This is a genomic window from Caulobacter sp. GW821-FHT12A07 (assembly GCF_058807655.1).
On record NZ_JBXAQX010000001.1, the window covers coordinates 230,661 to 243,570 of the forward strand.

General features: G+C 68.1%; 13 protein-coding genes. 9 read left to right on the forward strand and 4 right to left on the reverse strand.

Going from position 1 to position 12,910, the window contains the following annotated elements; all coding sequences use genetic code 11:
* Positions 1-144 precede the first annotated feature (144 nt).
* The gene (locus AC1RRS_RS01115) at positions 145-1,284 is read left to right on the forward strand and encodes a DUF3089 domain-containing protein (protein WP_492853591.1); all 1,140 of its coding nucleotides are present in this window, start codon (positions 145-147) and stop codon (positions 1,282-1,284) included.
* 177 nt (positions 1,285-1,461) lie between these two features.
* Here AC1RRS_RS01115 and AC1RRS_RS01120 read toward each other — a convergent pair whose 3' ends face one another.
* Positions 1,462-1,641 (reverse strand): DUF1328 family protein, encoded by a 180-nt coding sequence (locus AC1RRS_RS01120; RefSeq protein WP_110121042.1) that lies wholly within the window; start codon positions 1,639-1,641, stop codon positions 1,462-1,464.
* A gap of 110 nt (positions 1,642-1,751) precedes the next feature.
* Between AC1RRS_RS01120 and cobT the strand changes: the two genes are divergently transcribed.
* Together cobT and AC1RRS_RS01130 are read left to right on the forward strand one after the other, a co-directional pair.
* Positions 1,752-3,680 carry a cobaltochelatase subunit CobT gene (gene cobT, locus AC1RRS_RS01125; RefSeq protein WP_492853593.1) on the forward strand — a complete coding sequence of 643 codons (1,929 nt, stop codon included), beginning with the start codon at positions 1,752-1,754 and terminating at the stop codon, positions 3,678-3,680.
* The gene (locus AC1RRS_RS01130) at positions 3,677-4,747 is read left to right on the forward strand and encodes an esterase-like activity of phytase family protein (RefSeq protein WP_492853594.1); all 1,071 of its coding nucleotides are present in this window, start codon (positions 3,677-3,679) and stop codon (positions 4,745-4,747) included. Before cobT ends, AC1RRS_RS01130 begins: the two co-directional genes overlap by 4 nt.
* 130 nt (positions 4,748-4,877) lie before the next feature.
* Here the strand turns inward: AC1RRS_RS01130 and AC1RRS_RS01135 are convergent, their stop codons facing one another.
* Positions 4,878-7,823 (reverse strand): TonB-dependent receptor domain-containing protein, encoded by a 2,946-nt coding sequence (locus AC1RRS_RS01135; protein ID WP_492853595.1) that lies wholly within the window; start codon positions 7,821-7,823, stop codon positions 4,878-4,880.
* A gap of 481 nt (positions 7,824-8,304) precedes the next feature.
* Between AC1RRS_RS01135 and AC1RRS_RS01140 the strand changes: the two genes are divergently transcribed.
* From AC1RRS_RS01140 to AC1RRS_RS01155, 4 genes are all read left to right on the forward strand, one after another.
* Positions 8,305-8,616 carry a hypothetical protein gene (locus AC1RRS_RS01140; RefSeq protein WP_110117890.1) on the forward strand — a complete coding sequence of 104 codons (312 nt, stop codon included), beginning with the start codon at positions 8,305-8,307 and terminating at the stop codon, positions 8,614-8,616.
* Positions 8,617-8,900: 284 nt separating this feature from the next.
* Positions 8,901-9,203, forward strand: a complete 303-nt coding sequence (locus tag AC1RRS_RS01145; RefSeq protein WP_110117889.1) for a hypothetical protein — start codon at positions 8,901-8,903, stop codon at positions 9,201-9,203.
* Between the two features lie 149 nt (positions 9,204-9,352).
* The gene (locus tag AC1RRS_RS01150; protein WP_487288501.1) at positions 9,353-9,550 is read left to right on the forward strand and encodes a hypothetical protein; all 198 of its coding nucleotides are present in this window, start codon (positions 9,353-9,355) and stop codon (positions 9,548-9,550) included.
* Positions 9,551-9,644: 94 nt separating this feature from the next.
* Positions 9,645-10,529, forward strand: coding sequence for an AraC family transcriptional regulator (locus AC1RRS_RS01155; protein ID WP_492853597.1), 885 nt, complete (start codon positions 9,645-9,647; stop codon positions 10,527-10,529).
* A gap of 118 nt (positions 10,530-10,647) precedes the next feature.
* On the opposite strand, the gene rpmB is transcribed toward AC1RRS_RS01155, so the two are convergent.
* Complete coding sequence (gene rpmB / locus AC1RRS_RS01160; protein ID WP_109100091.1) at positions 10,648-10,950, reverse strand: 50S ribosomal protein L28; 303 nt, start codon at positions 10,948-10,950, stop codon at positions 10,648-10,650.
* A gap of 214 nt (positions 10,951-11,164) precedes the next feature.
* On the opposite strand from rpmB, the gene AC1RRS_RS01165 reads away from it, so the two are divergent.
* Together AC1RRS_RS01165 and AC1RRS_RS01170 are read left to right on the forward strand one after the other, a co-directional pair.
* A complete protein-coding gene (locus AC1RRS_RS01165) occupies positions 11,165-11,617 on the forward strand; it encodes a DUF3617 domain-containing protein (RefSeq protein ID WP_492853598.1) in 453 nt (150 codons plus the stop codon).
* 469 nt (positions 11,618-12,086) lie between these two features.
* The gene (locus AC1RRS_RS01170) at positions 12,087-12,299 is read left to right on the forward strand and encodes an MbtH family protein (RefSeq protein WP_492853600.1); all 213 of its coding nucleotides are present in this window, start codon (positions 12,087-12,089) and stop codon (positions 12,297-12,299) included.
* 20 nt (positions 12,300-12,319) lie between these two features.
* Here AC1RRS_RS01170 and AC1RRS_RS01175 read toward each other — a convergent pair whose 3' ends face one another.
* Positions 12,320-12,826 (reverse strand): winged helix-turn-helix transcriptional regulator, encoded by a 507-nt coding sequence (locus tag AC1RRS_RS01175; protein ID WP_492853601.1) that lies wholly within the window; start codon positions 12,824-12,826, stop codon positions 12,320-12,322.
* Between the last annotated feature and the right edge of the window lie 84 nt (positions 12,827-12,910).

Sequence of the window (12,910 nt, forward strand, 5' to 3'; positions counted from 1 at the left end):
CCCCTCCCCCGCACGCGGGGGAGGAGCAAGCCTTCGACCTCTTCTTCAGAGAGGTGGAAGGAAAGACTTTCCGTCGTCATTTCCACACGCCATCCTCCCCTTCAAACGGCCGTTCGCGGCCCAAGGGGATGGAACGGGGTGGAAATGAGCAAGACGATCTGGGCCGCGCTGGCGGTGTCCATGAGCCTGGCTGGCGCGGCCTGCGCCCAGCCCGCGCCGGCGGGTCCTCAGCCGAAGAACGACTATACCACCGACGCGGCCTGGCTGTGCCGGCCCGGCCGCGCCGACGCCTGCGCCCAGGACCAGACGGCCACCGTCGTCTCGGCCGACGGCGCCACCAAGGTCGAGCCGTTCAAGGCTGATCCCCAGGCGCCGATCGACTGCTTCTACGTCTATCCGACCGTGTCGACCGATCCCGGCGGCAACAGCGACATGACCATCGACCCGGCCGAGACCACGGTCGCCGAGCAGCAGGCCGCGCGCTTTGGCCAAGCCTGCCGGGTGTTCGCCCCGATGTACCGGCAGGTGACCCTGGCGGCGCTGCGCCAGGTGATGCGCGGCCAGGCCTCGCCGGGGGACGAGAACCTCGCCTATGGCGACGTGCTCGACGCCTGGAAGGACTATCTGGCCCGCGACAACCACGGCCGCGGCGTCGTGCTGATCGGCCACTCGCAGGGCTCGCGCCTGCTGCTGCGCCTGCTGGCCGAAGAGATCGACGGCAAGCCGGTGCAGAAGCAGCTGGTCTCGGCCCTGATCATCGGCATGAACACCCAGATCGATCCGGCGACCGACGCCTATGGCTCGATCAAGATGTGCCGCCAGCCCGGCCAGACCGGCTGCATCGTCTCCTACGTGTCGTTCCGCGCCTCCAGCCCGCCGGAGGGAGCGGCCTTCTTCGGCAAGGCCGAGGGCGGCAAGCGCGCCGCCTGCGTCAACCCGGCGGCCCTGGCCGGCGGCGAGGCGCCGCTGCACAGCTATTTCAGCGACAAGACGATCGCCGGCGCGCCGCGCAAGACGCCGTGGGTGAAGGGCAAGGACCTGACCACGACCTTCGTCTCGACGCCTGGCCTGGTCACCGCCCAGTGCGCGACTAGCGGCCCCTACGACTACCTGGCCATCAAGGTCCACGGCGACCCGGCCGACCCGCGCGTCGACGACATCCCCGGCGACCTGCTGGTCATGGGCATGCCGCTGAAGGCCTGGGGCCTGCACCTGGCCGACGTGAACCTGGCGATGGGGGATCTGGTGGCGCTGGTCGAGGCGCAGGGTAAGGGCTGGAAGTAGCAATCGCTTCCCTCTCCCCTTGCGGGAGAGGGTGGCCTCCGAAGGAGGTCGGGTGAGGGGTCGCACCAACAGAAACGCCGCGACGGCTGATCGGCTGTCGCGGCGTTTGGCGTCTGAGAGACCCCTCATCCGTCAGCTTCGCTGACACCTTCTCCCGCAAGGGGAGAAGGATCAGGGTCATTTCCCCGTCACGCCCTTGAAGACGCCCAGGCCGAGCACCAGCACGACCAGGAACACAACCAGGAACAGGAAGAACAGGATCTTGGCGACGCCGGCCGCGGCGCCGGCGATGCCGGTGAAGCCGAGGGCGCCGGCGATGATGGCGACCACGGCGAAGATCAGGGCCCATTTCAGCATGGGAAAGCTCCTTGCACTGGACCTGCGCTGCGCAGGCTTCAGCGCAACAACGTCGCCTTGGCGCGCGTCGTTCCTTGTCTTCGCGGGTCCGCGCCGCTAACTCCAAAGCCATGGCCTCCAAGCCCGAAAACCCGACCGAACCCTTCAAGCGCGCCCTGGCGCACGCGGCCCGCTCGCTCGCCGAGACACCGGACCTCGAGATCGTGTTTTCCGGCGAGTCGCCGGGACTGGTCGGCAAGCGCGCCGTGCTGCCGCATCCGCCGCGCGATCTCTCGGGTCCGGAAGCCGCCCGCCTGCGCGGCATGGCCGACCAGATCGCCCTGCGGCTGGCCCACCACGATCCCTCGACCCACGCTCGCTCGCGTCCGGCCGCGCCCGACGCCCAGGCGATCTACGAGTCGCTGGAGCAGGCCCGTATCGAGGCGATAGGCGCCAATGCGCTGGGCGGCGTGCGCGCCAACCTGGCCACGGTGCTGGAGACCCGGCTGGAGAAGCAGGGCCTGACCCGCGCCGTCGCCTTCGACCAGCAGTCGGCCCCGATGGCCGAGATCCTGGGCCTGATGGCCCGCGAGCGCCTGACCGGCGACGCTCCGCCGGATGGCGCCAAGGCCCTGGTCAACATCCTGCGCGCCGACATCGAGGCCAAGGCCGGCAAGGACCTCGACCGCCTGGTCGCGGCCATGGACGACCAGGCCGCCTTCGCCAAGGTCACCCGCCAGATCCTGCGCGACCTGGACCTGGGCGACGACGTCAACGACGCCACCGAGGCGTCGGACGAGGACGAGGGCGAGGACGACAAGCCGACCGACAATTCCGATGAGGACCAGGGCGAGGGCGAAGGCGAGCAGCCCGACGGTTCCTCGCAGCAGGAGAGCGAGGCCTCCGACCGCGAAAGCCAGGCCGGCGACGACGAGATCGTCCAGTCCGAGCAGGAAGGCGAGCCGGAAGACAGCGACGAGGCGCCCGACATGGGCGACGGCGCCAAGCCGGCCCGTCCCGACCCGTCGGCCGACAAGGGCGGCGAGCCGGCCTACAAGGTGTTCACCACGGCCTATGACGAGGTGGTCTCGGCCGAGGAGCTGTGCGATCCGGACGAGCTGACCCGCCTGCGGGCCTATCTCGACCAGCAGCTTTCGGCCCTCTCCAGCGTCGTCTCGCGCCTGGCCAACAAGCTGCAGCGCCGCCTGCTGGCCCAGCAGAACCGCGCCTGGACCTTCGATCTCGAGGAAGGGATGCTCGACGTCGCCCGCCTGACGCGGGTGATCATCGACCCCACCGCCCCCCTGTCGTTCAAGCAGGAGGAGGACCAGGAGTTCCGCGACACGGTCGTAACCCTGCTGATCGACAATTCCGGCTCGATGCGCGGCCGGCCGATCATGGTGGCCGCCGTCTGCGCCGACATCCTGGCCCGCACGCTTGAGCGCTGCGGCGTCAAGACCGAGGTGCTGGGCTTCACCACCCGCGCCTGGAAGGGCGGGACCAGCCGCGACGAGTGGATCAAGGCCGGCAAGCCGCCCTCGCCCGGCCGCCTGAACGACCTGCGCCACATCGTCTACAAGGCCGCCGATGCGCCCTGGCGCCGGGCCCGCAAGAACCTGGGCCTGATGATGCGCGAAGGCCTCCTGAAGGAGAACATCGACGGCGAGGCGCTGATGTGGGCCCACCAGCGGATCATCGGCCGGCCCGAAGCCCGCCGCATTCTGATGGTGATTTCCGACGGCGCGCCGGTGGACGACTCCACCCTGAGCGTGAACTCGGGCCACTATCTGGAGCGGCACTTGCGGCAGGTCATCGCCGAGATCGAGGGCAAGAGCCCGGTCGAGCTGATCGCCATCGGCATCGGCCACGACGTCACCCGCTACTACCGCCGCGCCGTCACCATCGTCGACGTCGAGCAGCTGGGCGGGGTGCTGGTCGAGCAGTTGGCCGCCCTGTTCGACGAGGAGCCGCGCACCGCCGCGCGCGCCCGCGGCCTGCTGCCGCCGCCGCCCACCGTCGTTCCCCAGGCTCCCAAGGCCGCGCGCAAGGCTTCGGCGTGATCGGACTGCGCGGACTGCTCGCCCTGGGCCTGGCCGGCGGCATGCTGGCCCAGTGCGGACCCAAGCCCGCGCCGCCGCCTCCCGTTGTCGTGCCCGCGGCCCCGGTCAAGGTCGGTCCCGAGATCGGCCTGACCGTCACGCCCGTGCCGCTGAACGCCTCGAACCCGAACCAGACGGCCGTCGGAAACTTCGTCTATGCGGGCGGGATCGCCATCACCAGCGCCGACACCAGCCGGCTGCACGGCCTGTCGGACCTGATCCTGACCGACGCAAACGGCGTCGAGGCCGTCAGCGACGACGGCGACCGCTTCTCGGCGCGCTTGCAACTCGATGCGACCGGCAGGCTGATCGGCCTGACCGACGGCAAGCTGACGCCCCTGCTCGGCGTCGATGGCCAGGGGCTGCGCGGCAAGACCGAGGGCGACGCCGAGGGCCTGACCCGTCTGGCCAATGGCGAGCGCCTGGTCAGCTTCGAACGCGACCACCGCATCTGGCGCTACGCCGTGGGCCCCACCGGCCTGTGGAGCCGTCCGGCCGTCGCCCCCAAGCCCGCCACCGTCTTCCCCGACAACGAGGGCATGGAGGCGCTGACCGCCTATCCGGCCGCCGGCCCCGACGCCTATCTCGTCGGCGGCGAGGAGGGCGAGGTGTGGCTGTGCCGGCTGTCGAGCAGCTGCCAGCCGATCCCGCCGCAGTCGCCGATCGACTTCACCTGGGGCCTGTCGGGCTTCACGGCCTTCGGCGGCAAGGCCCTGGCCACGCTGCACCGGGCGTACGATCCCGTGCGCGGCTGGCGCGCCCAGGTGCGCTTCATCGCCGACCCGATGACCCCGGCCAACAAGCAGTACCCGCTGGCCAGCCTGACCCTGGAAGGCGCCCTGACCCGCGACAACTTCGAGGGCATCGCCCTGGCTGCCGGCCCGAACGGCGCGACCCGGGTCTATCTGCTGTCGGACGACAACGGCGGCGAGATGAACCAGCGCACCCTGCTGCTGGCCTTCGACTGGACGCCGCCCCCGCCCGCGCCGCCGGCCCCGACACCGCCGCCCCGCAAGAAGCGCCGCTGAGGCCGGGGGCGGCCGCCTCTTCCCTCCCACCCAAAAAGAAAGCCGCCACGCTGGGAGCGTCGGCGGCTTTTGAGTTGGGGAGAAGCTCGGGGGAGACGGCGCCAGCGCCCCCTCCCCCGCCAAAGCGTCGTCAGAAGTCCATGGTCAGGCCCACGAACATCGTGCGGCCCATGGGGTCGTAGACGCCGGGATAGGTGTTGCCGTTGCCGAACGAGGACAGCAGGCCCGCGGCGATCACCGGCGGATCCTTGTCGAAGGCGTTGTTGATCCCGCCGCGCAGGGTCAGCTGCTCGCGGACCTTCCAGGTGGCCGCGAAGTCCAGGTAGTTGTACGCCTTGATCTTGCGGTTGATCTCGACGTAGTCGCCCTGCAGGAACGGATTGCTGTCGTTGCTGGACAGGTCGGCCGAGCCGAAATAGCGCCAGTTGGCCGACAGCGAGGCCGCGATCCAGGGCAGGTTCCAGGTGGCCCGCATCTGGTGGCGCCAGGCCGGGTTGGGCTGACCGCAGGTCGGACCGAACAGCCCCTTGCAGTTATAGGCGCCCAGGCCCGGCAGCTGCTCGATCTTGCGGCTGTTGAGGTAGGTGCCGACGAAGCTGAAGTCGACGTCGCCGTAATTGCCCAGCGACGACAGGTCGAGGCGGTAGTTGCCCGTCACGTCCAGGCCCGAGGTCTGCAGGAAGCCGGTGTTCTGGTTGGTGGCGATGATGTAGCCGCGCTCGCCGAACAGCACGCCCGAGGTCGGGTCGCGGTGGAACAGGCTGCAGAAGTACGGATTGCTGGTCTGGACGCACTGGTTGATGACGGTCGGGGCGTCGACCGCGCCGATGTACTGGTCGACATAGATGTCGAAGTAGTCGAGCGACATCGAGAAGCCCGGCAGGAAGCTGGGGGTCAGCACGACGCCGGCGGTGCGGGTGTCGGCCACTTCCGGCTTCAGGTTCGGGTTGCCGCCGCCCTGGGTGACGCAGGTCTCGGCCGGGCAGTCGGGGATCTTGCCGTATTGGGCGGCGGTGACGCCGGTTAGGGCGCAGGCCGCGGCGCTGGCCTTGGGCGTCGGACCCGAGCAGGGATCCACGGCCGCGACGTTGCCCAGGCCCTGCGGTGCGTAGAGCTCGCTGATGTTGGCCGCCCGGACGGCGCGGTTGTAGCTGGCGCGGAACCGCACGTCGGAGGTCGGGGCGTATTGCAGCTCGACCTTGTAGGTCGAGACCCGGTCGTCGAGATAGTCGTACTTCGAGGTTCGGTAGCCGGCGTTCAGCGACAGCGCCTTGATGAACGGCGCGTCCTGCACCAGCGGCAGGTCGACCTCGCCATAGAGCTCGCTGACGCTGAAGGCGCCGCTGCTTTCCTTGGTGCCGGCGGCCTGGGCCAGGGCGTCGGCCTCGAACTTCAGCTCCTCGCGGCGGTGCTCGACGCCGAGCGCCAGGGCCGCGCCGTCTTCGGCCCACGGGGTCTTGAAACCGTACTGGCCAAGGTCGCCGTTCAGCGAGGCGCTGAGCACCTTCTCGCGCTGGACGCCGTGGGTGAAGGTCGGGGCGTAGAGGTACTTGTAGGCCGCCGCGCTGAGGCCCTGGTACTTGAAGACGTCGATCGGCACGCAGTTGGGGTCGGTGCCGTCGACGACCGACTTGCAGGTCGGGGTCCCGCCGACATTGACCACCTGCAGGGCCTTCATCGCCTTGGCGTTGTCGACGTTGTTCTTGTAGCTCTCGTCGAGAATGACGGTCGAGAACAGGAAGCTGGCGTCGTAGCTCCAGCCCTGAGCGAGCTTGCCGCGCAGCCCGGCGTTGATGCGGTAGTCGGTGTGGCGCAGGTCGTCGCGGCGGGGCGAACTGCCCGGGCCGGTCAGGCGATAGCCGATGAAGGTGTCCTGGCTGACGCTGGTCCCGGCCGCCGAACCGCACAGGGTGGCGGCCTGCGAGGCCGACATCAGCGGGTTGTCGCAGTTGATCTTGAACGTCGTGCCCTGGAACAGCGCCGACGGGGCGGCCTGCGAGAAGGTGTGGTCGTCCATGAACATCAGGCTGCCGTAGGCCTCGACCGCCGGGCTGATCTCATAGTGCGCGAAGGCGCCCGCCGTGTAGCGGGAGTCCGAGCGCTGGATGTAGTTGGTGGGCGCGTAGTTGTAGAGGAACGAGCTGTCGTACGGGACCCAGGTCTTGTTTCCGTCCTTGGTGTTGTTCAGCGTCTGGCCGGCGTTGGGGCCGCTGAGCAGGGTGAACAGGCCGTACTCGTTGTTGCTGGAACCGCCGCAGACCAGGGCGTTGCTGTTGGTTCCCGTCAGGTTCAGGCCGCAGGCCGAATAGTCGCGGCTGTCCTGGGTGACCGGCTTCATCTCGCGATAGCCGACATAGAAGGTGACGTTGCCCTTGCCGCTGGGCGCGTTCATGCCGATGGCCAGGTTGACGTCGATCTTCTCGCCGTCGGTGACGTGCTTGGAGGGCAGCTTGTAGTTGGCCTGGCTGATCAGCGAGCGCGGATAGTCGGCGTCGTTGGTGTGCTGGGCCAGGCTGTACTGGGCGTCCAGGCGCAGGCCGTCGAGGTTCTTCCGCAGGATGAAGTTGACGACGCCCGACACCGCGTCCGAGCCGTAGACCGCCGAGGCGCCGCCGGTGACCACATCGACCCGGTCGACCAGGGCGCTGGGAATGAAGTTCACGTCCGCGGCCTCGGTCGGCAGCATCCGCTGGCCGTCGACCAGCACCAGCACGCGGCTGGAGCCCATGTTGCGCAGGTTCACCCGCGCCGTGCCGTCCGAGCCGTTGGAGCCGTTCTCGTTGGAGTCGGCGGTGAACTGCGGCAGGCGGTTCAGCACGCTGTCGATCGAGGTCGCGCCCTGCAGCTTGACCTCGTCGCCGCCGACCACGGTCATCGGGCTGGCCGAGACCAGGTTGGGCCGCTTGATCCGCGAGCCCGTCACCACCACGGCGTCGACCGTCGAGGCTTCCTCGGCGCCCGCGGGCGCTTGAGCTGTGGTCTGGGCCGAGGCGAGCGGAGCCGCCGCCAGCCCGGAGAGCAAGGCGATCGCCGCCGCTCCCCCATACGCCCTGAGGCGCTCTTTCTTGGTCCGCATCGCAGTCCCTCCTCGCTGCGCGCGATCTGAGTCCGTCGCGCCTTGGCGAAGAGAGGCACATTGTTACGATTTATGTCAAATATCTTATACGATATAAATATTACAATGTTCGCGTTGCTGAGCGGACACCCATCGAGGCGCCCTGGAGGCTTCCACCTCGATGCGCGGCGTCGGAAGGAAGGCCGCCCCAAGCTGCGGCGCAGGGTGAGGCCAACCTCTCACCGCAGCGCAGCATAAAGGGATAATTTCACCTGAAACTAACGGGTTTTTGGTGCTCATTTGCCGCACATCATGCCTTTCCAGCATGCAGCGTTCGTGATCGTCGCAAAAATTTGACGCCGGAAGTCAAAAATCCGCTTGGAATGACAGCGTTGTCACTGTATTTAGAACGTGACGGCGACGAACTGGCGAGATCCGGTCGGCCGTCAGAGGAACGCATCGGGAGGAGGTTGATCCCAACCCCCTTTCCGGAATCAAGATCATGCAACGTGTGTTTGTTCTGGCCGCTTCGGCCATCGCTCTCCTGAGCGCCCCCGCCGCTTTCGCCGGCGAAGTCACCGTGAAGGTCGCCGGCCGCACCACCGCCGCCGTGCACGCCGACATCGTCAAGGCCGCCACCTCGGTGTGCAAGGAAGACACGGACTCGACCACCTACGGCGCCGACGTCCTGCCCTATTGCATCCGCGACGTGACCCGCGCCGCCGTGGAAAAGGTCGGCAGCACGACCCTGACCGCCTACGACAAGACCCAATGGCGCCCGAACGGTCTGATCAAGACCGCCTCGGCCCGCTAAGCGGAACACCGCTCAAGCCCCATCGGGACCAGAGCCCGCGGAGACCCCGCTCCGCGGGCTTTTGCTTGCCTGGCGACCAGTTCATGACACCGGTAACAAGCGCGTGAAATCAAACACTTCGCCTGTCGGTTGCGAGAATATAATCGTTGATAACTGATCGGCAGTGAGCTACAGCTTTCATCCGGTGACAGAGCGGGCGAGATCCTGGACCAGTCACCAGAGGAACGCGTCGGGAAGCGATCGCTTCAACCGCCTTTGACAGGCACCCGACTGGAATCCGTCCGATGATCCGCTCCGCCGCTCTCGCTCTCTCCGCCCTGGCCCTGCTGGCCGCCGCTCCGGCCGGCGCCGCCGAAGTCCGCGTCAAGGTCGCCGGCCGCGCCGCCGCCGACGTCCGCGCCGACATCGTCAAGGCCGCCTCGACCGTCTGCTGGCAGGACGTCCGCGGCGAGTCCCTGGCCATGTACCTGTATCCGGCCTGCGTGCGCTCGTCGGTGAACGACGCCGTGTCCAAGCTCGCCAACCCCGAACTGACCGCCTACAACGCCGCCAACCCGGCCAAGGCCCTGGAACTGGCCGCCCGCTAAGGCGACCAGCCTCCCCAGGCTTCAGAAGCCGCCGTCGCCCCGCGACGGCGGCTTTTTGCTGCACGCTCGCCAGCCGCCTTAACCATGCTCGGTCAGGCCTGCTTAAGGCTTGCGGACCAGATTGCGCTGCAGCCTCAGAGGGAGTCGCCGTGCAGGTTTCCACCGCCAACGCCGCCCGCTACACCCCGCCGCGCCCCGTCGCGTCTGGCGAGGCCGCGACGCCGATCGTCGACCTGACCCAGCTGGCGGTCGCGCAGACCAACGCCAAGGCCACGGCCGCCGCCGGCGCGGCCCTCGGCCAGGCCACCGGCGAACTGACCGGCACGCTGGTCAACATCTCGGCCTGATCCCCCTCCCCCACGCGCCCTACAAACCGCAAGATCGGTCGAGCACGATCCGGCGGCCGGCGGCTAACTGGCCGCGCCACGGAGACGGGGGACGATGAAGGCGGCGCTCGAAAACTACACAGCCCGGATGCAGCGGGTGCTGGACCATATCGACCAGCATCTGGACGGCGAGCTGGACCTGGAGACGGTGAGCCGCGTGGCCGCCTTCTCCAAGTTCCACTTCCACAGGCAGTTCATGGCGACCTTCGGGTTGTCCGTGCACAGCTACGTCCAGCTCGCCCGCCTGAAGCGCGCTTCGCGCCAGCTCGTCGCCGAGGACGCCCAGAGCGTCACGGAGATCGCGCTGGACGCCGGCTATGACGCGCCGGACGCCTTCGCCCGCGCCTTTCGGCGCAGGTTCAAGCAGTCGCCCTCCTCGTTCCGCAAGGCGCCCGACTGGGCGCCGTGGCTCGCGGCCTTCGGGCCGATGGACAACGCCAGGAGCAAGCTGATGCCGACCATCTACGACCAAGACCAGGTGACGATCCGCGACCTGCCGCCCACCCCGGTGGCGATCATGGAGCACCGGGGCGACCGAGCGCTGCTCGGCGCCTCGATCGAGCGGTTCATCGCCTGGCGCAAAGCCGCCGGCCTGTCGCCGGAGACCAACCCGACCTTCAACATCTTCCGGTCGGAACGGATTCCCGAGAACCCTGACGACTACAGCATGGACCTGTGCATCGGGACCGACCGGCCAATCGATCCGGAAGACGAGGTGATGAAGGCCGGCGTGATTCCCGGCGGGCGCTGCGCGGTGCTGCGGGTGCTGCACGACACCCACAATCTGGAGCCCGCCGCGCTCTATCTCTATCGCGAGTGGCTGCCGGCCAGCGGCGAGGAGGCGCGGGACTTTCCGATCTACTGCCAGCGGCACTTCTCGTTCCCGCCCAACGCGCCGGCGCATGAGGTGGTCGTCGAGCTGTTCCTGCCGCTCGAATGACGCCTGCGGACGGCGGTCCCTGTCGGGGTCCGCCGCCTCCCACCGATCGCCAAACGCGAAAAAGCCCGCCAGGCGAACCTGGCGGGCTTTTCGTATCGGCCCCGGAGGACCGAAAGACTTAGGCGGCGGCTTGCGCGGCGGCCTTGGCCTTGGCCTTGACCTGAGCCTTGATCTTCAGGGCGCGCGGCGACAGCTGCTCGTCCTTGGCGCCCAGCAGGAACACGTCCAGGCCGCCCTTGAAGTCGAGGGTGCGCAGGGCGGCGTTGCTGATACGCAGCTTGAAGGTCTGACCCAGCGAGTCCGACTGCAGCGAAGCAGGCGACAGAGCCGGCAGGAAGCGGCGCTTGGTCTTGATGTTCGAGTGGCTCACGTTGTGGCCGATCATCGGACCGACGCCCGTGAGTTCGCAACGGCGCGACATGACGAGTACCTTGGGCTAGGCGAAGCCGAAGGCCCCGCGAACATAATGTCAGGCGCGCTTCCGAACCGAGGTCCGCCGCGCGAGAGGGGGCGATATAGGCGATGGAGCCTTGCGGAGTCAAGGCGGCAAAGCCTCGGGCCTCGCCATCACCCCGCCTTCAAGCGCGGTTCATCTGATACTTCCTATATGCACGGCCATGAAGGAGTTCCACAGCATGCGTCCGACCGCCCTCGCCGCCTCCGCTCTCGCCGCTTCCCTGGCCGCCCTGGCCGTGGGATTCGCCGCGACCGCACCGGCGAGCGCCGCCGCGCCGAAGACGACGATTCTGCCCGGCCACTGGGAATACAGCTACCGCATCGGCATCATCCCGGTGGGCAGCGAGGACAAGTGCATAAAGCCGGCCGACGCCGCCCAGTTCTCCAAGGGCATCTGCACCCGCCGCTACAAGTGCGACTACACGACCAACCAGGTCGATGACGGCAGGATCCAGCTGAAGGGAACCTGGACCGACAAGAAGGGCCGCGCGGCCCCGGTCAACGCCAAGGGGACCTACACCCCCGAGAGCTTCAAGCTCGACATCAAGCTGAAGACGGTCGACGGCCTGCCGCTGGCCGGCGTCATGAACGCCAAGCGCCTGTCGGCGACCTGCCCCGCCGAGGTGAAGTAGGGCCTTCGCGGACGCCCCCGGTCCGACATCCACGACACTATATACCGAGCATCCCCGCGAAGGCTGGGATCCAAGCCGAGTTCGTGGATAGCCCACGACCGCGCCGCCTCCCGAGAGCCCGCCTGGATCTCCGCCTTCGCGGGGAACGACGGATGCGTGGGTGTAAGGCGCCCCACCGAACGCCGTTGTGGTTAATCGCCGTTAAGCTACAATAGCTTGTAGGGAACAAATCCCGAATCGGACCGAGTCAGCGATTCGGTCCTGATTCGTTTCGCGCGCGTTCCCGCCCTTCAAGCCTTGCCGTTAACTTGGCTGTGGACGCGCCGCACTTACCCCCAACATCCGTCGCAAACCACCCATCGGCGCAACCTTTCGGCGCGCGCCGACACGGCTCGCCCTACGCGATTGACACCGCCCCGAACCCCGCCAAGGCTCCGGCCACGCCAAGCACCAGAGCGGCGGGGGACAGATGCGCGAAGAACGGGAAGACACCACCGAGTACCTCGTGGTGGTGAACCACGAGGAGCAGTACTCGATCTGGCCGGTCGGCCGCGAACTGCCGCTGGGCTGGAACGAGGCAGGCTTCCGCGGCCTCAAGGCCGCCTGCCTGCAGCACATCCAGGAAGTCTGGACCGACATGCGGCCGCTCAGCCTGCGCCGGGCCATGGAAGGCCAGGGCTGAAATCGCGAAGGCGGCGCGTTCTACTCGGCCGCCGTCTTCACCGCGACGGCTTCCAGCGCCTCGCCCACGGTCGGGGACTGGCCCTCGTGGATCACCCGCGACAGGTCGCGGCCATCGACCACCTGACCGCAGGCCTCGCAGGCCAGTTTGGGATGGAAGTCGCAGCCGCAGGCCTTGTGCACGAAGCGGACGGGCCCGTTGCCCACGCCATAGACGTGGCGATCGCCCCACTCGGCCATGGTCAGCAGCACGGCCGACAGGTCCCGCCCCTTGGCGGTCAGCACATATTCATGGCGCGGCGGCCGCTCGGAATAGCGGCGCGTCTCCATCACCCCGTGACCGACCAGGCTCTTGAGCCGGGCGGCCAGCACGTTGCGGGCCACGCCCAGGCGCTCCTGCCACTGCTCGAACCGCCGCACGCCCTGGAAGGCGTCGCGCAGGATCAGCAGGGTCCAGGGATCGCCGACCACCTCGAGGGTGGCGGCGATGGCGCAGCGTTGGTGACTGTAATCGGCGGTGCGACCCATACGGAGGAAAGTGCGGCGTTCCGCGAGGGAATGCAAGGGCCGTTGCTTTTGAGTACGAACCAGAGTAGGTTTCTAATCGCAATT